The 21,051-nt window shown below is 26.0% G+C and carries 19 protein-coding genes; all 19 read right to left on the bottom strand.

What is annotated here, in order from left to right; all coding sequences use genetic code 11:
* Positions 1-37 precede the first annotated feature (37 nt).
* Positions 38-841, bottom strand: a complete 804-nt coding sequence (locus ABDZ71_RS01560) for a transporter substrate-binding domain-containing protein (RefSeq protein WP_343758150.1) — start codon at positions 839-841, stop codon at positions 38-40.
* Positions 842-1,366: 525 nt separating this feature from the next.
* Positions 1,367-1,519 (bottom strand): FeoB-associated Cys-rich membrane protein, encoded by a 153-nt coding sequence (locus ABDZ71_RS01555; RefSeq protein WP_343758149.1) that lies wholly within the window; start codon positions 1,517-1,519, stop codon positions 1,367-1,369.
* 12 nt (positions 1,520-1,531) lie between these two features.
* A complete protein-coding gene (gene feoB / locus ABDZ71_RS01550) occupies positions 1,532-3,538 on the bottom strand; it encodes a ferrous iron transporter B (protein ID WP_343758148.1) in 2,007 nt (668 codons plus the stop codon).
* Positions 3,539-3,826: 288 nt separating this feature from the next.
* Complete coding sequence (locus ABDZ71_RS01545; RefSeq protein ID WP_343758146.1) at positions 3,827-4,111, bottom strand: FeoA family protein; 285 nt, start codon at positions 4,109-4,111, stop codon at positions 3,827-3,829.
* Positions 4,112-4,150: 39 nt separating this feature from the next.
* Complete coding sequence (locus ABDZ71_RS01540) at positions 4,151-4,528, bottom strand: metal-dependent transcriptional regulator (RefSeq protein WP_343758144.1); 378 nt, start codon at positions 4,526-4,528, stop codon at positions 4,151-4,153.
* Between the two features lie 184 nt (positions 4,529-4,712).
* Positions 4,713-5,204: a helix-turn-helix domain-containing protein gene (locus ABDZ71_RS01535; RefSeq protein WP_343758142.1), complete on the bottom strand. Its 492-nt coding sequence runs from the start codon at positions 5,202-5,204 to the stop codon at positions 4,713-4,715.
* 170 nt (positions 5,205-5,374) lie between these two features.
* Complete coding sequence (locus ABDZ71_RS01530) at positions 5,375-6,715, bottom strand: aminotransferase class III-fold pyridoxal phosphate-dependent enzyme (protein WP_343758140.1); 1,341 nt, start codon at positions 6,713-6,715, stop codon at positions 5,375-5,377.
* Between the two features lie 446 nt (positions 6,716-7,161).
* Positions 7,162-8,895: a sigma-54 interaction domain-containing protein gene (locus ABDZ71_RS01525; protein WP_343758138.1), complete on the bottom strand. Its 1,734-nt coding sequence runs from the start codon at positions 8,893-8,895 to the stop codon at positions 7,162-7,164.
* Positions 8,896-9,187: 292 nt separating this feature from the next.
* Positions 9,188-10,180 (bottom strand): DUF4003 domain-containing protein, encoded by a 993-nt coding sequence (locus ABDZ71_RS01520; RefSeq protein ID WP_343758136.1) that lies wholly within the window; start codon positions 10,178-10,180, stop codon positions 9,188-9,190.
* Positions 10,181-10,285: 105 nt separating this feature from the next.
* Positions 10,286-12,238 (bottom strand): GTP-binding protein, encoded by a 1,953-nt coding sequence (locus ABDZ71_RS01515; RefSeq protein WP_343758134.1) that lies wholly within the window; start codon positions 12,236-12,238, stop codon positions 10,286-10,288.
* A gap of 234 nt (positions 12,239-12,472) precedes the next feature.
* Positions 12,473-12,688, bottom strand: coding sequence for a helix-turn-helix transcriptional regulator (locus ABDZ71_RS01510; RefSeq protein ID WP_343758132.1), 216 nt, complete (start codon positions 12,686-12,688; stop codon positions 12,473-12,475).
* Between the two features lies 1 nt (position 12,689).
* Complete coding sequence (locus ABDZ71_RS01505; RefSeq protein ID WP_343758130.1) at positions 12,690-13,079, bottom strand: hypothetical protein; 390 nt, start codon at positions 13,077-13,079, stop codon at positions 12,690-12,692.
* A 163-nt stretch (positions 13,080-13,242) separates the two neighbouring features.
* Positions 13,243-14,232, bottom strand: coding sequence for a hypothetical protein (locus ABDZ71_RS01500; RefSeq protein ID WP_343758129.1), 990 nt, complete (start codon positions 14,230-14,232; stop codon positions 13,243-13,245).
* 258 nt (positions 14,233-14,490) lie between these two features.
* Positions 14,491-15,030 (bottom strand): nitroreductase family protein, encoded by a 540-nt coding sequence (locus ABDZ71_RS01495; RefSeq protein ID WP_343758127.1) that lies wholly within the window; start codon positions 15,028-15,030, stop codon positions 14,491-14,493.
* A 198-nt stretch (positions 15,031-15,228) separates the two neighbouring features.
* The gene (locus ABDZ71_RS01490) at positions 15,229-15,525 is read right to left on the bottom strand and encodes a DUF1648 domain-containing protein (RefSeq protein ID WP_343758125.1); all 297 of its coding nucleotides are present in this window, start codon (positions 15,523-15,525) and stop codon (positions 15,229-15,231) included.
* A gap of 356 nt (positions 15,526-15,881) precedes the next feature.
* Complete coding sequence (locus ABDZ71_RS01485) at positions 15,882-16,718, bottom strand: MBL fold metallo-hydrolase (RefSeq protein WP_343758123.1); 837 nt, start codon at positions 16,716-16,718, stop codon at positions 15,882-15,884.
* Positions 16,719-16,992: 274 nt separating this feature from the next.
* Positions 16,993-17,667, bottom strand: a complete 675-nt coding sequence (locus ABDZ71_RS01480) for a hypothetical protein (RefSeq protein WP_343758121.1) — start codon at positions 17,665-17,667, stop codon at positions 16,993-16,995.
* Between the two features lie 137 nt (positions 17,668-17,804).
* Positions 17,805-18,404, bottom strand: a complete 600-nt coding sequence (gene rpsD, locus ABDZ71_RS01475) for a 30S ribosomal protein S4 (protein ID WP_343758120.1) — start codon at positions 18,402-18,404, stop codon at positions 17,805-17,807.
* A gap of 203 nt (positions 18,405-18,607) precedes the next feature.
* Entirely contained in the window at positions 18,608-20,320 is a 1,713-nt protein-coding gene (locus ABDZ71_RS01470; RefSeq protein ID WP_343758118.1) for a methyl-accepting chemotaxis protein, read from the bottom strand.
* Between the last annotated feature and the right edge of the window lie 731 nt (positions 20,321-21,051).

The following is a 21,051-nucleotide window of genomic DNA, read 5'->3' as shown; positions in this document are numbered from 1 at the left end:
TGTTATGCCTAACAAATATTTTATTTTTAATTTAAACTTATTGCTCTACTAATTTACTTGCCTCTGTAATATATTTATCTATAAGTTTATCTTTTTTAAGCTTGTCTAGTGTTTTATTTACTTCTTTAACTAAATCTTCACTACCCTTTTTCATTGCTACAGCAGATCCTGCTTCTTCTGTTGTAACTTTTATGTCAGATATAACTAAATCTTTATTTGAATTTGTATATGAAGTGGCAACAGGGAATTCAATTATTGCTCCATCAATTCTTCCACTATTTAAAGCTAACACTAAATCAGATATTTTACTAAGTGCTACTGGTTTAGCCTTTGGAAGTTGTTTTTCTGCTATACCTTCTTGAATTGAACCTTTTTGAACTCCTATTTTTTTACCATCAAAATCTTTAATTCCTTTAAATTTATCTTTATCAGATTTTTTTACAACTATTGTTTGAACAGATTTATAATAAATATCTGAGAAATCCACATTTTTCTTTCTTTCTTCTGTTGGTGTCATACCTGAAATAACCATATCTACTTTCCCTTGATCTAAAGATGCAAGTAGTCCATCGAATTTCATATCTTTGATTGTAAGTTTTACCCCTAGATCCTTTGCAACTTGTTTTGCGATTTCAATATCAGCACCTAAAATCTCATCTTTTCCATTTACTGATTTATGAAATTCATAAGGTGGAAAATCTGCGCTTGTTCCAAGTACTAATTCTTTCTTTTCCTTTATATTTTCTAAAGACGATTTTTTCTTACTGCCACAGGCACTAAATGCAAACATAGAAATAGTTACTAATGATACCGCTATAATCCTTTTTAAATTTTTTTTCATTTTATTTGCCCCCTAAAATTTTTATGGTTCACTATCTTTTGCATAATTATATACAATTTAATATTATTATGCAACAATTTTACAATTTTGTTTTTTTATTTTCTCATCCGCCCCTCTGTACTTTTAATAAATTGTTATAAAATAGCTACAATATGTTATCAATTATTATAATATATAATTGAAATATTATCAAATGTTTATTTTTGAAAATACATATTTTTTTATATTTTTTCCGTTTAATTATTCATATGTATATTTATGCAAATAATTACTATTATTTGTTTAATTTCATCTTGTTAAAAAATATATTATTTTTTAGCAGTTCATACTATTTTAAAATAATAACTTACTATAATTAAAAATATTTTTTTATCCTAAAATAATATAAACTTCCCTAAGTGATTTTACATAATGCTTTTATTTATTAAAATCACTTATTTTAAATTTATAATTTCTTAGATAATAAAAAGAGTATCTTAGGTTATAAATAACCTAAGATACTCTTATATAAGTATTTTTATTTATCTATTTTGATATGTGACAATTACATTTGCTATCCTTTGAACCGCTACAAGGACAACCAATACATTTAACGCCTTTTTTCTTTTCAATTACAATCTTAGTAATTGAAGCTGCTATGATTGTAAGTATAATTACTAGTACTACTATGTTTGACATATATATCAACTCCTAAGCACTTAATTTTAAATCACTTTTGCTTTGACTTTTTTGATTACCTTTTTTAACAAGATAGACAACAATACTAATTAATATAGCTACTACAATTAATCCTGGTATAAAACCTGTTCCAACAGAACCTGTTGTTATTAAAGTTCCTATTTGATATACAAGGAATGCAATTGTATATCCCATTCCAAATTGGAATGCAATACCACTCCATAACCATTTCTTATTTTCCATTTCAGCATTCATTGCACCAATAGCTGCAAAACATGGAGGAGTAAATAAGTTAAATGTTAAATATGCAAGTGCTGCTACTGAAGTAAGTCCCATTATATCTGCAACATTAGCTTTTCCAGATACAAGAGCAAGTTCCTCAGGATCTATAAAGTTAGTAATTGAATATACAACAGCAAGTGTTCCAACAACATTCTCCTTAGCTATAAATCCAGTTATAGCTGCTGCTGCAAGTTGCCATACACCAAATCCAAGTGGTATTAATATTATTGAAAAAGGTGATGCTATACTTGCAAGAATACTTGTGTCTTGGGCTCCTTCTGGAACAACTTGGAATGACCAATTGAATGTTTGCATAATTTGTACTGCTGCGTTACAAAGAAGAATTATAGTTGCAGCCTTTTTAATAAAAGCCTTTGCTCTAGAGAACATAGATATTGTTGCTCTTTTTATACTTGGGAATCTATATTCTGGTAATTCCATTATAAAAAATGATCTTTTATTTTTCTCGCCTGTTATTCTAACTATAACTAAAGCGGCTAATATAATAATTATAATACCTAAGAAATACATTGATGTACCTACCCAAGATGCATCATTAAAAAACACTCCTGCAAATAAAGCTATAACTGGAAGCTTAGCTCCACATGGCATAAAAGGTGTAAGCATTGCAGTTGTTCTTCTTTGTCTTTCATTTTTTATAGTTCTTGTTGCCATAATACCTGGAATAGAGCAGCCTGTACCAATAACCATTGGTATGATTGATTTACCTGATAAACCAACTTTTTTAAAGAATCTATCCATGATAACAGCAACACGGGCCATGTAACCACAATCTTCAAGTAATGCAAGTAAAAAGAATAATACCATAATAAGTGGAAGGAATCCAACTACTGCTGAAACACCACCTATAATACCATCTAATAATAATGCTTTAAGTAATGGTGACACTCCATTTCCTAATGAGTTTCCTACAAATTCATTAAATGAATCAATCCATCCAACAAATGTATCTGCTAAAAATGGTCCTAAGTATGTTTGTGATATTGAAAATACTGCCCACATGATAAGTACAAATATAGGAATTCCAAGCCATTTATGAGCTAAAATTCTATCAATACCATCTTGTTTAGTTTGTTTGTTACTTTTTATTTTTTTATTTTCTACTTTAGTTACTATTCCATTAACAAATTCAAATCTTTTTTTGTCAGAAGCTTTTACAGAATTTTTGTCATTTAAGTTTACATTAGAAACTTTAAAAGGTGATCTTTGTGATTTACCACTTACTTCTGATGATCTAGAAATTAATTCATTCAAGCCATTATTACTACTTTTTGTAGCAATAGTTTGTACAACAGGACAACCTAATTGTTTAGATAGTTCATTTACATTAATAGTTGTTCCTTTTTTTTCATTTAAATCACTTTTATTTAATGCTACAACTAATGGAATTCCTAATTCTAAAAGTTGCGTAGTAAAGAATAAACTTCTACTTAAGTTAGTAGCATCAACAATATTAATTATTACATCTGGTTTTTCATTTTTAACAAATTCACTTGTTATACTTTCTTCCGATGTAAATGGCGACATAGAATATGCACCTGGAAGGTCAACAACTGTAATATTTTTGTTTGTGTCATTAAGACTCTTTTTAACGTCCCCCTCTTTTTTGTCTATTGTTACTCCTGCCCAGTTACCAACACGTTCTATCTTTCCTGTAATAGCATTGAACAATGTGGTTTTTCCACTATTAGGATTACCTGTAAGTGCTATCTTCATTTCCAACTTCCTCCATACTCTCTATAAAATATATATTTAAAATTAGCTTAAGCTAACTTTTAGTCTGTAGTACTCCTTTAATTAAAAAAATAAATATAATTAAGTTAGCTTAGACTAACTTTTGTAGTATAGTAAACTTATGAATCTATAAAATTAGCATAAGCTAACTTTATGGATAAAAAAACATAAGATATACTATTATTTATTATATTATTAATAAAAATCATAGAAACTAAAATATCTTGATTAAAATAAATATAATTAAGTTAACCTTGATTAATTTAAGTATTAAACAACAATTGCTCCTGCTAACTCTGTATCAATACTATATCTTGCATCTTTAACATTGATAACATAATTTTCTGCTAAAACAGAAATAACTGTAACTTCTTCTCCTTCATAGCAACCTAATGTGAATAAAAAATCTTTAAGTTCTTCATCATCAGTTTTAATTTCTTTAATTATATATTGTTTATCAATCTCCGCTTTAGATAAAGTAATTTCTTCTCCTTGGTATTGATCTACTTTATCATATCCATTTATAACTGCATTACTATTTATAATATGATCCATATCTACTCCCCCTGTTCTATTTTAGCTTTAATATATGTATTATCGACATTTAGGTAAATCTAGATATTGTTTAATAGCATTTAACATTTTATCACTTATTATATGTTCAATTCTACATGCATTTTCAGATGCCTCATCAAAATCTAAATTAAGTGATTTTTGTAAAAACATAGAGATTAACTTATGATTATTATATATTTTTTTTGATATTTCTCTACCTTCTTTAGTTAAAGTTATAGTTCCATAATGCTCTTTATTTATTAATCCTTTTTCTTTTAGAAGATTCATAGCCTTTGTTACACTAGGCTTTGATACTCCCAATCTTTTTGCTATTTCAACACCATGTGCATGGTTATAATCTCTTTCTAATATATAGATAGTTTCAAGATACATTTCCATTGATTCATTATTATTCATAAATATCACTCCATAACCTTAGTTTAACATTAATGTATATTTAACATTATATCTTAATTAATATAAAACTATCAATTAAATATGTAAAAATGTTAACCTCAGTTAATAATTTTATTTTATACTAATGGATTATGATTGTCAATAACTTTTGAGAATAATTTTCATTCTAATCTATAAGCCTTTTTTAATTTTTAAATGCTGATTTAAAATTTTCTTGTTTTTTAAAATTAATTTTAGGTAATGTATATATTCTTGTATGACTTAAGCCTAATCTTTTTAAAATATTTGCAACTCCAGGTATAGTATATTTTACTCCATATTCATTTTTTATCCACTTACAAACTGTATTAGCTGTCCAGTTAAATTCAGTTGGAAAATTAACATCAGCTGGTAATTTAGTCAAAATTAAATTTCTTAATTGTTTAAGTTGTTTTTCCGTTAAACGTTTAGGACGTCCTGTAGGTTTACCTATAGTCAATCCTTCTAATCCAGAAATACTATATGATTTTTTATAGTTTTTTATTGTACGAGGACTACGACCAACTATACTTGCTACTTCGTTTATTTTCATATTTGAAAGAAGTAAATATATTGATTGATATCTTTCAAACATTCTTTTATCTGTAGTTGATTTCATTAAATGTAAGGCTTTTTCTTTATCAATATTCTTATTCATCACGTTCATCCTTTATTATAAATTTTTATTATTATACTTCTAGTTCTAAACTTCAGATACAATAAAATCTTTATCTGAAGTTTAGAATATTGTTTATTTAAAATTTATTTTATTTCATATAATTTAATGTTTTTATATTAAGTTACATAAATAATATATAAGATTAAATGCTACCATCCCTTAGCAAAATCAAATACTTCATCTCCAATTTCACCTTTTAGATATTCATTTATCGACTCTTCTATTATATTAATGCCCTTGTCCACTTCTTCTTTTGTTATTACTAAAGGTGGTTGTATCCTCAATACTGACTTTCCTATAAATACTAGTACTAAACCTTTTTCAATGGATCTATAGCATATTTTTGCAGCAGCTTCATGATTTTTGTCCATAGAAATTCTATCTGTTACAATATCAACTCCAATAGACATACCTAATCCTCGAACCTCTCCTATTATTTCGTATTTATCTTTAAGCTTTATAAGTTTATTTTTAATGTATTTTCCCATTTTTTCTGATCTTTCATTTAAATTTTCTCTTTCAAATATTTCAAGCATTTTTAAAGATGCTGCACAAACTGTTGAATTTCCTGACATGGAAAACACATGTGCTGGAGCATCTAAGCTATTTAATATATCAGTTTTCCCTATTACAACTCCTAAAGGAAGTCCTGCTCCTATAGATTTTCCCATAACTATCAAATCTGGTTCTATATCAAAATGTTCTATTGCAAACCATTTACCTGTTCTTCCAAGTCCTTGCTGAATTTCATCAGAAACTAAAAGTATTCCATACTTTTTACATAGGTTATATAAAGCCTTTATATATTTCTTTGGAGGAACAATAAGCCCTGAATCACCAGCTATAGGTTCTATAAATACAGCAGCAACATCATCTGGTGGTAAATAGTTATCAAATGCGTATTCTATTTCCTTTAAACATTCCATTTCACAACTATTTTTATCTTTTCCATACTTACATCTTAAACAATTTGGATAGCTAAAGTGATATACTTCTGGAAGATTCGGCCCTATATTTCTTCTCATATTTGTATTTATTGCAGATATTGATAAAGCTCCATATGTGCTTCCATGATAAGATCCATGAAAAGATATTATTTTACTTCTTTTTGTATAGGCTTTTGCAAGTTTTATAGCTCCATCTATAGACGCAGACCCCGTGGTACTAAACATTACTTTTTTATCCTTATCCCCTGGTGCTATACTTACTAATTTTTCTGCTAACTTAACCGGAAGGCTAGAATAGAAGTAAGCTACAACATACTGAACCAAACTTTCCATTTGTTTTTTTACAACCTGTGCTATTTCTTTGTTTCCATGACCTATATTTGCTGAGGATGCACTTGATAAAAAATCTATATATTCTCTGCCTTCATAATCATATAGTAATGCTCCTTTTCCTTTTTTAAAGGCTACTGGATAATATGGTAGCTTCTGAGCTTTAGCTATATACTTTTTCTCATTTGAAATAATACTCTTACTTGATTTCATAGTGTACCTCCTAATTTGTTTTAAGAAACTATGTTTTTTTCATCTAATAGATTATTTTATAATCAGATAAGTATATTTTTTAGATAAAAACATGTTATCTTAAAAATAATTTTCAATAATATTTTTCTTTTTTATCTTTAAAAGCAACTTTTATGCCAAAGATAAAAATACTCTTTTTAGCATAGCTTAAAAGCACCTATAGTCTTATTTTTTATAAATATCTTTTATATTAAAAAAACATAAGAAACCATATAGAGTGTAAAGTGTTTACACCCTATATGGTTTCTTATGTTTTTAATTCCTTATATTTAAATATTATATTAGTGTAAATAGTTTACATGTAATGTATTTACACTAAAAATCAAATGATTATCTATTTTAAAAATGAATTCTACTTATAAACTGCGCTAAATAGGCTTGTAAGTTTAATTCTCAATAATCTGATATTAATCTAAATCATATCTTTTTAGCATTTTATATAATGTTGGTCTTGAAATGCCAAGCTTTTCTGCTGCCTTTTTCTTGTTTCCTTTAACTTTTTTCATAGTTTCAATAAGAATTTGTCTATTTATTTTTATTCTATCTCTCTTTATTATTTCATGATACTCAGAATCTTTTATACCTGCTTTAATCAAAGTTTCTTCTGTTATTAGATTTGTATCACATATAAAAAGCGCTCTTGACATTGCATTTTCAAGTTCTCTAATATTTCCTGGCCAAGAATATTTTAAAAGAAGATCTTTTCCCTTATCAGTGATTTTTACATTCTTTTTATTTAATTTACTAGAAATGTGTCTTATAAAATATTCTGCTAAAAGAATTATATCATTTCCACGTTCTCTAAGATTCGGTGTTTCAAGACAAAGTACCTTAAGCCTATAATAAAGATCACGTCTAAATTTACCTTCTTCAACTAATTTCTCAAGATTTTTATTTGTAGCAGCAATTATTCTTACATCAATCTTAACTTGATTATTTCCACCTATTCTAGTTATACATTTTGTTTCAAGTACCCTTAAGAGTTTTGCTTGAAGATGAATTTGCATTTCTCCAATCTCGTCTAAAAAAAGCGTTCCTCCACTTGCAAGTTCAAACTTTCCTTGCTTTCCTCCTTTTTTAGCTCCTGTAAATGCTCCTTCACTATATCCAAACAATTCGCTATCTATAAGATCATTAGGAAAATTAGCACAATTAAGTGCAATAAAAGGCCCATCTTTTCTATTACTATAATTATGTATAGATTGAGCAATTAGCTCTTTTCCTGTTCCACTTTCACCAAGTATAAGGATTGTTTCATCACTTTTAGCAAATATCTTTGCAATATTTAAAAGCTCAACAGTCTTTCTATCTTCTCCTATTATATGGTCAAAACTAAAGAAAGCTTGATATCCTGCCATATTACTTACAAACTTTCTTGAACGTTCTATAGTTCTATATATATCAATAGCTCCAAGTATTTCACCTTTATCTGAATATACTGGATATCCTGAGTTTATAAATCGAAATGCTTTTCCTCTATATTTAAGAATATATTCAATATCTATTATACTTTTTTTATTTTTAAGTACTTCAAGTAAAATAGGTTTTCCTGTAGTTATTTCTCTAAGGTCTTTACCTATAACATCCTCTTTATTTGTATCTAATATTTCAAGACATCCTTTATTTGCATACCTTACAATACCATTCTTATCACAGTATGTAATAGCATCATCTACATTATCAATAGCTTTTAAAAGCATATCTCCATAATAGGAATGCTTCCTTGATATTTTAACTATTCCTTCAATGGATTTTGAAATATCATTTAGCATATTTTCTATATAATTAAGTTTTTCATTTGAAATAAAATGTAGAACATATTTATTTTCATCTACCATATTGATTTCTTTATTTCTTATATGTATATTTAAAGATAAAGTAGCTTTTTCTTTAAAACTCATTCCTTCATATTCATAAACTAAAGATTTATTTTTAAAATCATAAGCAGAAATCAAATATCCTCTTTCTGTAGAAAGTATTAAAAGCCCTTCATTAGGAATAGATTTAATATTTTCAATTGCAAAATTAAAACAGTCCTTTAAAAGATCAAACTTTTCATAATTATATAAAGTCTTATTTTCATCATTCTTTAAAATATATTTTTGAGAAAAAAGACAATCGTAATCTTTAGTATTTTTCATAGCATATTCTCCTAATTATCAAATATTAATTAATTATAACAAATTCTTTTATTTTATCTCTAGTTAAACATATGGATCCTTCTAATGCAGAAGATACCATTTAAAAATATTTTATAATTAAATCGATTTTATTATTTTATTAGAAAAAATCTATTAATAATATACAACATAAGTATTATGTTGTATACAAATTATTATTTCCTAATTAATTTAAAAATAACAAACTATGTATCTTTTTATAATAAAGGGTAGTTTATTATTTTCAAACTACTCTTTATTATAATTTAGCACATTATGAACTTGATGATGAAGCTGCTGCAGATGCTGCACAAACTGCTACTAAAGCTGCTTGTTGTTGTGCAATCACTATAGCATTTATACTATTGGCCAAAGTTATATCCATTAATCCATCTTTAGCCTTTTCTACATAAAAATCTGCCACTAAAGAAGCGGCTAGCATAGATACATAGGATTTTTGAATGCTAAACATTCCATATCCTTTTTTACTTTTTATATAATTATAAACTTCTTTTATTTCTTCTACTATTTTGTTTTCATCAAGAGATATAAGAGTTAATACACCTAAAGATCCTAACCCATCATATCTTAATTTACATTTTTCATTCTTTAATTTAGTAAATAAAGATAAGGCTTTATTACACTTAATTTCAGAATCTTCTTCTCCAAAAGTAAGTATTTGTGAAAGAGTTTGAAGACCATCGCTTTTAGAAAATCCCTTTTTATTTAAAAATTTATAGCATTTTTCCATTTCTTCAGTACTTTTTTCTATATCTAAATCTGAAGTAGCGAGAACCGCTGCAAGAACATAGTCATCTGATGAAGTTAACCAAAAATGATTTTTTTTCATTTTACAATAAAAACTCTTCATTCGACTAATCTTTTCATCCCACATATACATAGAACAGTATTTAACTAAAGAATAGGCAGCTAAAGGTAAATATTGAGTTTTTCTAAAACCTACATCATTCATCTTTTTATATACATTTTGCATGTTTTTAAAGTATGTTTTGTAATCATATTCTAAATACAAAAGACTACTTAAAGTTAATAAATTTGTACCTCTAAAATTAGAAAATAGCCCTACTTCTTTTTTTATATAACTTTTTATCTCTTTAATTTCATCAATATTTACGCTCTTATTTTTAGATGCTAAATTCATAGCTATAAAATGTTTTACTATACTGTATTCAAATGCAAAAGAATCTCTAATTTCATAATAATTTTCTACCATTAAATCTACTTTTTGTTTTAATAATAAATCCATAGTGTCACCTCATATATAGTTATTTAGATTATTAATAAGTTACATATATTAAAAAATACTTATCTATAAAAATTATTTAACACATCAATACATTTACCAAGTATTCTATTTTAAACAATGCATATATTTTTCTACCTCATCCCATTTTACTAAAAATGCTTGTCCTTTAGAGCAAAATACTGAAGTTGATGTATAATCAATATCTGCATTTTTGTCATAGTCTATTTTTTCTATAACCTCTTCTTCATTATGACAAACGTCATATCCTTCAAATGTAAAACTAATTTTTCCTTTCCCTTTTGTATATGAATTAAACTCTACAGGATAATTCATAAAAGTTACAACAGGACCTCTTCCCTTTACAATAACTCTATCCTTAATTGTTTTTGGAGGATCAAAGGTACCTTTTAGCTTTTGTATGTCTGATAAAATTCTTCCCATTGAATCTAAGGAAGCTTCCATTTTAAAAGAATAATAAGGCTCTAATAAAACATTTTTAGCCTTTTCAAGTCCTTGTCTTAAGGCTCTATATGTAGCCTCTCTAAAATCTCCTCCGCTAGTATGTTTATTGTGAGCTCTACCAGTTAAAAGTGTTATCTTTATATCTGTTATAGGGGATCCTGTTAAAATTCCATGGTGATCTTTTTCAAAAATATGAGTTTTTACTAGATTTTGATGTCCTACTATTAAATCATCTGTATGGCATGAGTTTTCAAAGGAAATACCACTATTTCTCTTAGCAGGTTCTAATTTAAGATGTACTTCTGAGTAATGTTTTAAAGGTTCAAAATGTCCATAACCTGTAACAGTATCTAAAATAGTTTCTTTATATAAGATTTCACAAGGACCAAAATCTACTGATAAGTTAAATCTTTCTTCTACTAAGTTTTTTAAAACTTCTAATTGAATAATTCCCATAATATAAACTTGAATTTCTTGAAGTTTTTCATGCCAAACTATATTTAAAGCAGGATCTTCCGCTTCTAATATTTTAAATTTACATAAAACCTCTTTTACATTTAAACTTTTATCAAATATAACCTTTGATTTTAAAGTTGGAACCATATCATAAATCGCTTTATCATTTAACGTTCCTACTCCATCTCCAGTATTAAGAGAAGTTATCCCCGTTACTGCAAAAATTTCTCCAGCTTTAGCCTCATCTGCTTTTACAAATTTATCACCATTATATATTCTTATTTCGTTAACTTTTTCATAAAATTTACCTTGATCCTTTTCTATATAAATTTCATCCTTAACTTTTAACCTACCACTTAATGCTTTTATAAAAGTTAATCTGCTTTCTTTTTCATCATGAGCTATTTTATATACTCTTCCACTAAATTCTTCTTCTTTTTTATATTTTGTATAAGTTAAAGTATGCAGATTCTCTAAAAAATCCTCTATACCTATGTCCTGAAGTGCAGAGCCACTAAAACAAGGAAAAAATTTATTTTCCTTGATGAGTTTTTTCATTGAATTTATCCATAGATTTTTTTCATACTCATCCTCTAAGTATTTTTCAAATAATACCTCATCTCGCTCTGCAATAAATTCTATAAGCTGAGAAGAAATATCACTATTTAAAGATTTAGGTATAAGAAATGTTTCCTCTGTAAAATTAAGTTTTATATCTTCTATTACACTTTCAGTATTTGCTCCAACTCTATCTATCTTATTTATAAAGAAAAATGTTGGAACTTTATCTTTTCTTAAAAGTTGCCATACTGTTTCTGTATGGCCTTGAATTCCTTCAACTGCACTTATTATAATTACAGCATAATCCATAACTTCAATTGCTCTTTCCATTTCAGATGAAAAATCTATATGGCCTGGAGTATCTATAAGATAATATGTAGAATCTTTATAATTAAATTTTCCCTGCTGTGAAAATACTGTTATTCCTCTTTCTTTTTCAATTGTATGATTATCTAAAAAAGAGTCTTTGTGATCTACTCTTCCTCTCTTTCTAATACTCTTTGTGTGGTATAATATCTGTTCTCCCAATGTAGTTTTACCTGCATCTACATGAGCTAGTATTCCTATTGTCTTATTCATAACTTGTATCATCCTAACTTTTATTACAATCTAATAATTAATAGATATCAAATAACAATTATAAAAAAACATAAGTCTTAATTCTTATTTGATTTTAATACTAGTATAGCATATACATAAAAAAGCCTAGTTAATAGATTTTAAATAAATATTGTATATGTTTTTATTTTATAAATTTGTATATATTAAAAAAGCCCCATACTGTAATCAGGACTTTTTTATATATAATTTATTTTAATCATTTTCATCTTCTATAAACTGAAAAACTTCTTCTACTGATTTCCCAAAAACTTTAGCAATATCCATTCCTAGTTTTAATGAAGGATTGTATTTCCCATTTTCTAAATGTCCTATAGTTTCTCTTCTTACTCCTACTAATTTTGCTAGTTCTCCTTGCTTCATATTAGCTTCTTTTCGGAGTTCATGTATCTTGGTCTTTAGTTTTACCATATTAAGCACCAACCTCTTCATAAAAAAGGAAAAGAATAAATTCAAGTAAATAAGCTGCTCCTATAAAGAATGGTAATATTAATTTAAAATCAAGAAACCATGCTCCTTTTGCAGTAACTATAAAAATTCCCATACTCAAATAAAATAAAATCTTATATACTTTTAGTTTAGCTTTACTCTCATTATATTTTGACATTTCATCTTGTGATTCTGTTTTTATAAGATTTCCTATAAAAAACGATCCTAAAAGCGCTAATAAACCTGTAAACATTAAAACATTTAAAACCATGCTATGTTTAAAAATTCGAACTAGTCCTAAAACGATCCAAATAAATGCTAACATTCCATTTCTTAATATTGTTTTTTCTTTTAACCTAAGTACTCTTTTCATGTCATTCCTCCTGTTACATAATTCTAACAAATGTTATGTATTTATAACTCATGTTAGAATTATATAACATTCAGGCTTATTTGTAAATAAATTCAAAATAAAAAAGTGCCTTTTATTTTATAATAAGACACTTTTTTGTATTATATTTATTATGTAATTATTTTTATTCTTCAGGTGAAAATTTAACATGATTCAAAGAACTTATATTTATTAAATCTCCATCTTCTAAATCAATAATAACTTCTTTTACACCTAAATCACTTCCCAAAATTTCATTTGTCTTAGGTGCCCCATTTTCATCATACACAAAGAAATTACCTGATCCACTATCTACAGAGGCTTTATATCTACCTGCTGTTACATCCTGACCAACAATCCAGTAACCTGCATGAAGTTCAAAATTGCTATATGAACGTAATTGACTTTCAATAGGCTTAATATTTATAGACATGCTTGAAATTTTTATTTTCCATCCATTTACTAGTGTAACTTTATATTGACTTATTCCTAAATCGCTACCACCTATTTCATTTACTACTGATTGCCCATCACTACCATATACAAATAAGTTTCCTGACCCATTAAATGTTATCATATATTGACCTTCATCTAAATGTTCTCCAACTGTATATTGACCTGCTGATAATGTTTTGGTATTTTTTTTGATGAATTCCTCTTTTTTCTTTTTTTCCTCTTCTTTTTTTTGTTGTTCTTTTTTCTTTTCTTCTTCTTCCCATTTTTTTATTTGAACTTCTTTTTCTTTTAATAGTCTCTCATAATCAGATTTAATATTTTTTTTATCCTTCTCTTTCATTTTTTTATACTTATCTTCTATTTCAGAAAATTGAGTTCTTTCGTAACCATTAAATTGGCTATAATTCTTTTTCAATAATTTTTTATCACTTGCTGTTAGTAATTTTTCATCATTACTTGATATATTAGCAGATTTACTAGCTGATAGTTCATTAGATGAGTTTGGTAGAAGAGCACTGATAAATATAGAAACAAACATTACTCCTAAAAATCCAAACAACAACTTTTTATTTTTTTTATTATCCATTTTTCTTATATGGTTAATAATCATTCTTATAGTCATAACTGCAAAACCAATCAATCCTATAAAGAATAATATTCCTGTAAGTGCATTTAACATTCTAGCTTCCCCCTTAAATGTGTATAATATATGGTAATTATACATATTTTTTATTTATTTGTAAATAGATTATTAACAAAACATTATTTTCCTTTAAAGTTTAATCTGAGTTATAACCTCTTTAAAAAAATAATTAAATTTTAGATAAAGTAAAATAAATTTTTCCAACTATTGATTCGTATTTCACTTTCGTAAAATTAAATATATCCAGCAATCTTCTTTTTAAAAATTGCTGGATATATTACCATTTATGAATTTTTACCATTTTTCATAATGAACTATTTCTTCAAGCTTTTTTCTTGGTCTAGCTTTTGGATTTTCATCTTTATAGCCAAGAGTGATAATACTAACTACATATTTATCCGAAGGTATATTTAAAAGTGGTCTAATTTCGTCTTGGGTAAACCAAGCTACCCAGCAAGTACCTAATCCTAAATTTTCAGCTTCTAAAACCATATGTTCAATTGAAATTGATGTATCTCTTATTATTTTTTTTAGTTCTTTTTCTTTAGTATTTTCATCTAAACATATTTCTTTAGTATCTTTTATTCTAGAGGATATGTCTGCTACACATACTATAAAAATTGGAGCGGACATCATCCATTTTTGATTATGGGATGCATAGGCTAATTTTTGTCTATTCTTTTCTGATTTTATCACAATGAAGTGCCAAGGTTGTGTATTATTCCCTGAAGGAGCAAGCCTTGCGCTATTAAGTATTTGGGTTAGTTTTTCTTCTTCAACTTCCTTATCAATATATTTTCTTATACTTCTTCTCATTTCAATTTCTTTAAGCATATCACTAAAATTCTCCCTTCAATATATATTGAATTTTTAATTGATTATAGTTAAGTCTTTTGTTTTTAATATTAAATTAAAACTATATAACTAATAGAATTAATGCCAGTATTTAAGCAATTAAAGAAATCCTTATTAACCTTAAATTTAATTGCTTCTCAAATAAAGAACTATTAAATTCTTAAATTTTATAGCAACTTATAGTGACATATTTACTTTTATCATAACTATATTCAAAAATAATATTATACCGTAAATACCATATGTAGCTAATTTATTATCATTTTTTTCTGAAGGTAAAAATCCTATTAAAAACATTAATAATGCTACCATTGGAATTATACTTAATCCTATAATTTTATTTACACTGTAATTCACCTTACCTGTTAAAGAAAAATTAATTGCCATATTTTCTGGAACATATTTATATGAGATTATATTAATTAAAATTATTAATATTAAAACTATTAATTCAAACATTCTGCCTTTTTTCATTATATTAGCACCTCTTTATTCTATTAATAAGTTGCTTATTAAGTATATTTTAAATATTTAAGTTAACTTATAACAAGATCTTAGTTACACTACTTAATTAATATTATTAATTAGATATATTTTATCTTTATAGGGTTATATATCTTTTTAACTTACACTTACTTACAGATTTATCTAATCATATAATATTTTCTTAATCTTATATGTACCTATAAATATTATAATAGCAAATACTATAGCTCTTGCAATAGCTACTATAATTTCACAAACTAAGATGTAATTAATCACTCTATATAATTCTAGTAAAATGTATAATACCATAATAACCATATATATTAAAAATACTATTTTCCCACTTAAAATTCTATAACAGTTCCAGTACTAAAATACTCTACTTTATTTCCTAATGTATTTTTGAGCACCTTATAAGCAGGGGTTCCTGTACAGTGACAAGTATAAACATGCTCTATCCCAAGGGAAGTCAAAGATTTTCCAAGAAATTCTACTTCTTCTTTGGTAGGTCCCATAGAACTTGGTCCTATAATTCCCATTAAATGAAATCCTCCTATAACAGCTAATACTTTTTTATCTTTAAAAGTCTTTTTTACTTCTTTAACAATATTATCTATACCAATATGAGAACAACTATTTAATATTACTAAGCCTTCCTTAGTTTCAAATACCAAACTTTGCTCATGCTTAAAATCATCAGGTTTTAATCCATATTTACTCATACGATACATGTGAGCTTTTTTACCTTTACTTTCTAAATTATTGTATTTGTGTGAAATAAGCCACACACCTTCATCAATTTTATAATCTTTATCTATATAAATAAATCTATCTGAATACTTGTTTAAAATCCCTTTTGGAATACCAACATAACGTTTCAAAGGTCCTAGTTTACTATAACATAATTCTTTAGCTTCTTTTCTAATATATACTTTGGCCTTTTGGTTCTTACTAAAAAACACATTATATCCACCAGAATGATCATAATGAGAATGTGAAAGTATTCCCACATCTATTTCATTTAAATCTATACCTAATTCAACAGCATTTTCACTAAACTTATTTGTCTTACCTGTATCTAAAAGATACTTTTTATCATTATACTCAATATAGACAGCTAATCCATGTTCACTTTTAAGGTGACCTTTAGCTTTATTTTCTATAAGTGCAATTACTTTCATAAATATACCTCCTTTATAAAACATAGCACACTGATTATTTGGCTAATTTTACAATTTAAATATATCTTATTTTAACACACTTACTAAAGGGTAGAAAAATATTTGTTTTATAGAATTGATAACAATTATATTTAATGTAATTAGTCTCTATAAAAATAATTAAAGTAAAGATGTCTATTAAAGAAATTATAATAAAAGCATAAATTTAAAAATTATAAACTTGCTCAAAAAAAAGAGATATAAAAACTAAGTTTTTTTATATCTCTTATACACATTAAACTAAACATCCTACTTTATAGTTTAGTATATCTATAAATTTACTTTTTACAAATTCATTGTGATATACATTTTTACAAACATTTTGCCATTCTTTTTTACTTAAACCTATTTCTTCTTCTAAAACTTCTATAAATATATCATCATTCTCAGGCATTACATACTCTTCTATTTCATTAGGACTCTGAAAAACACTTAATTTTAATATTTTTTTGTTTTCTTTATGCCATTTTTCATTAAACTTTTTTGTAAAAATCTTTAAAGATTTAAAACACTCTTCCTCATTTAAAGTCCAAAAGTTGTTTAATGATTCTATATCTTCTTTCATATTAGATATTAGATACTCATTTTTTTCCTTATCAAATTCTTTTATTTGATCTAATATATTATAAGAGGATGCAATAGGTATAACAACTTCATCAAATTCATTATTTAGCCATGTAAAAAATGCTGTTGGTATAAATACATATTGTATAAATCCTAGCATAGATTTAGCATTAGGATAACAAGCCCAATTATCTTCTATAATATTTTTATCATAATTAATTATTCCAGTATGAATAAATTTTGAATTCTTAGTTAAAGACAAGTTTTCAAAACAATCTTTCCATACTGGTTTATTGTTAGTTATCATATGTTCCCAATAATAATAGTTATCATACCTTTTTTGCACCCTTATTCCCCTCTTTCTTAAAAATAGCATAAAATCCTAAAAATTTAGTTTTCTTTATTCATTATTTAAAATATTTTATTAAATCATAGTAAAGGAATTGACCTCACTTTTAATGTAAGGTCAATAAGATTAGTCAATTAAAGAGATTTTGAGTAAAACTCAACTACTAGTTGATCGTTAATTTTTATAGGTACTTCATCTCTTTGTGGAGATTTTACAAGTTTCCCTTTAAAATTATCTTTATCTAGTTCTATATAGCTTATATTAAATCCATTTCCATTAAGGAAATTATCTACAAACATTTTATTTTTTCTTGATTTTTCTTTAAGACATAGTTCATCTCCTACTTTAACTTCATAAGAGGGTATATCTATTTTTTTACCATTAACTAATATATGTCCATGATTAACCAATTGTCTTGCTTGACGAATAGATGATGAAAATCCCATTCTATAAACAAGGTTATCTAATCTACTTTCTAAGCTACAAACTAAAACATCTCCTGTTACTTCTGAACTTTTCATAGCTTTCTTTACATATTTTTTTAACTGTTTTTCCAAAACTCCATAATATGATCTCAATCTTTGTTTTTCTAGAAGCTGTTGTCCATAATTAGAAAGTTTCTTAGCTTCTCTACTATTAAATTTTGTTGCTCTATCCATTGCTTTAGGATGGCCACAAACATTTAATCCTAATCTTCTACATAATTTAAAACGTGGGCCCATCATTTTTGCCATAATAAAAAACCTCCATATAAATAACCTATTGCCGCGGTAAGTATTAATATTTTAATTAATATAATTTACTTAGATAGTATAACATAAATTTTATAATTTGAAAATGAAAATCATTATCATTTTTTAAATTTTATAAAAAATATCCCTTGAATTTTTATAAAAAGATTCAAGAGATATTTTAAAATTTAAAATATATATTAAATTTACACTTTAAACTTAGATAATACACTTAAAAGTCTATCTGAATTTTCTTTAGCAATTTTGGCTTCATCGATTACTTCATTAGACTTTTGTGAAACTTCTGTAAGTTTTTCTGTAATATTATTAGTTCCTTGAGCACCCTCCACAGCTGATGCAGATATTCCATCCATTGTCTTTACCATGCATTCCATTGAAGTAGTTAATTCCTGTGAATTTTCACTGATTTCAGATACTAAATTATTAACAAAGATAGCATCATTACTATACTGATCTCCAGTTTCAAGTAAAGATTCATAATCTTTTGCAACCTTTGTATCTATAAAATCTAATACTTCTATAGAATCATTAGATAAATTAGAAACTGCCTCTATTACTGTACCTGTAACCTTTTGAATTTCTACCACAGTATCATTTGATTGCTCTGCTAATTTTCTAATTTCATCTGCTACTACAGAAAAGCCTTTACCTGCTTCTCCAGCCCTTGCAGCTTCTATTGCTGCATTAAGAGCTAACAAATTTGTTTGTGAAGATATTTGTAATATTGTATCTGAAAGTACATTTATTTGTTCAACTACTTTTGAATTTTCAATTGCCTTTTCAAGTCTTGTTTTTGCGTTAACATATATTGTATTAGCATCCTGTTGTGATTGTATTGCATTATCTTTTAAACTTGAAGCTCTATCATTTATTTCTTTAGATGAATCTTCTCCATCTTTTGCTTTACTTGCCATATCCTCTATAACTGAAGTAATTTCATTAGCAGTTGCATCCATTTCTTCTGTAGAAGCTGCTGTTTCTTCCATACCAGCGGCTAATTCCTCTGTAGTAGAAAACACATCTTCTATTTGAACATTTAAATTTATCATATTTGTATTAATGTCAGCTACAGTTTTAACAGTATCAGCTGTATTTTCATTTACTTCAATTATTATATTTCTTAAGTTAACTAAAAACTTATTTACAGCAGTTGCAAGAACAGCAAATTCATCTTTTGAAGAAATTTTAATTTCTTGCGTTAAATCTCCGCCTTTACTCGCTAAGGCTTCTATTTCATTTTTCAAGATATTTATAGGTTTTAAAATACTCATTATTATTATAAATCCTGAAATAGCAGCCAGTATTACTGATAAAATTATAATAGCTATAAGAAAATTTTTAGCTTCATTATAAGCTGAATTCCCTTTATCAACTGTCTTTTCAGCATAATCATCATTAAATTCACTTAATTTCAATAGTGCATTACTAGCTGTATCAAAGGCTTTCTTACCTTCTGTTCTAGTTAAGCTCATAGCTTCTTCTGTTTTTAATTTTCTACTTAACGCTGATGTTTTTTCATGAACCTTCAAGTACTTGTCCCATTCACTCTCAACTAAACTATATATCTCTCTATCTTCTGATGTAATAATTGTCTTTTCATATTCAGATAATGCTTTAGTTATCTCAGTGTTTTTTTCATCCATTTTCTTTTCTAAATCATTCATTTCTTCATTAGAAGTAGCTATAATATGTTCTAATTCTAAAATTCTATAATCTGAAGTCATAGTATTAATATTACCTGAATATTTAATTGCCGGAATAGCTAAATCTGATATTTCTGAAGAATTATTACTTACTTCTTTAAGGGTTTTTATGGAGTAAAAACCTACTCCCATCAAAATAATTAATAAAAAAGTAAAGACTGATATTAATTTAGCTTTAATTGTTAAGTTTTTCACGATGGTCACCTTCCCATTATTCAATTTTTTATAAAGTACTTGAATTTTTAATATAAAACTATGTGTCAGTTATTTAAAATTAATCCTTTTAAAATAATTAAACATAAAGCACTTAAATCTACAAAGTTTTCATATTATAATAATCCATTATATACATAATATACCATAAAATAATTATTATAGGAAGAATTTTATATAAAAATATCATATTTTGTTATACATTTTTAAATTAAATAAATTATTTTTATTTGTTTTCATTGTAATTTAGAATCAAATTTAAAAAATGGCAAATAAAATAGCCTTACTTTAACTTTTAATAATAAAAATTAAAGTAAGACGTTAATTTCTAATCAAGTTATGTATTCCATTAAAACATTTTTTTGATATGATTAATTGATAATGCTAAGTAAATATTAAGTACAAATAACATAGAGAACAGTACATTTTAATAATAAAATCAATAAATTACTATTACAAATTAATTTAAGATTTGTCTCTTGTTAAACATTGCTTAAATATATAAATTCATTATATTAATAAAATCATTCTATATTCTACCATTTTAAATAAATATTTTCTATTATGATAAGTATAGATTTTAAATATAAAAAAACTAACCTTAAGTTTTAAAAATAAAATCTAAGGTTAGTTTTTTGTAACTAAGATACATTTTGAGTATAAAAATAATTATATTTCATATTTTACAAACAACAACATCAAAATAAATTTGG

This window comes from Clostridium oceanicum (genome assembly GCF_039521385.1).
GTDB lineage: Bacteria > Bacillota > Clostridia > Clostridiales > Clostridiaceae > Clostridium_F > Clostridium_F oceanicum.
The sequence above is the reverse complement of the archived record's forward strand: the minus strand, read 5'-3'. Positions and strand labels throughout refer to the sequence as shown.

Excerpts from the sequence above, each read along its gene's own strand:
- ABDZ71_RS01560 (WP_343758150.1), bottom strand. The coding sequence starts at position 841 with ATGAAAAAAAATTTAAAAAGGATTATAGCGGTATCATTAGTAACTATT.
- ABDZ71_RS01555 (WP_343758149.1), bottom strand. The coding sequence starts at position 1,519 with ATGTCAAACATAGTAGTACTAGTAATTATACTTACAATCATAGCAGCT.
- feoB (WP_343758148.1), bottom strand. The coding sequence starts at position 3,538 with ATGAAGATAGCACTTACAGGTAATCCTAATAGTGGAAAAACCACATTG.
- ABDZ71_RS01545 (WP_343758146.1), bottom strand. The coding sequence starts at position 4,111 with ATGGATCATATTATAAATAGTAATGCAGTTATAAATGGATATGATAAA.
- ABDZ71_RS01540 (WP_343758144.1), bottom strand. The coding sequence starts at position 4,528 with ATGAATAATAATGAATCAATGGAAATGTATCTTGAAACTATCTATATA.
- ABDZ71_RS01535 (WP_343758142.1), bottom strand. The coding sequence starts at position 5,204 with ATGAATAAGAATATTGATAAAGAAAAAGCCTTACATTTAATGAAATCA.
- ABDZ71_RS01530 (WP_343758140.1), bottom strand. The coding sequence starts at position 6,715 with ATGAAATCAAGTAAGAGTATTATTTCAAATGAGAAAAAGTATATAGCT.
- ABDZ71_RS01525 (WP_343758138.1), bottom strand. The coding sequence starts at position 8,895 with ATGAAAAATACTAAAGATTACGATTGTCTTTTTTCTCAAAAATATATT.
- ABDZ71_RS01520 (WP_343758136.1), bottom strand. The coding sequence starts at position 10,180 with ATGGATTTATTATTAAAACAAAAAGTAGATTTAATGGTAGAAAATTAT.
- ABDZ71_RS01515 (WP_343758134.1), bottom strand. The coding sequence starts at position 12,238 with ATGAATAAGACAATAGGAATACTAGCTCATGTAGATGCAGGTAAAACT.
- ABDZ71_RS01510 (WP_343758132.1), bottom strand. The coding sequence starts at position 12,688 with ATGGTAAAACTAAAGACCAAGATACATGAACTCCGAAAAGAAGCTAAT.
- ABDZ71_RS01505 (WP_343758130.1), bottom strand. The coding sequence starts at position 13,079 with ATGAAAAGAGTACTTAGGTTAAAAGAAAAAACAATATTAAGAAATGGA.
- ABDZ71_RS01500 (WP_343758129.1), bottom strand. The coding sequence starts at position 14,232 with ATGTTAAATGCACTTACAGGAATATTATTCTTTATAGGATTGATTGGT.
- ABDZ71_RS01495 (WP_343758127.1), bottom strand. The coding sequence starts at position 15,030 with ATGCTTAAAGAAATTGAAATGAGAAGAAGTATAAGAAAATATATTGAT.
- ABDZ71_RS01490 (WP_343758125.1), bottom strand. The coding sequence starts at position 15,525 with ATGAAAAAAGGCAGAATGTTTGAATTAATAGTTTTAATATTAATAATT.
- ABDZ71_RS01485 (WP_343758123.1), bottom strand. The coding sequence starts at position 16,718 with ATGAAAGTAATTGCACTTATAGAAAATAAAGCTAAAGGTCACCTTAAA.
- rpsD (WP_343758120.1), bottom strand. The coding sequence starts at position 18,404 with ATGGCAAAAATGATGGGCCCACGTTTTAAATTATGTAGAAGATTAGGA.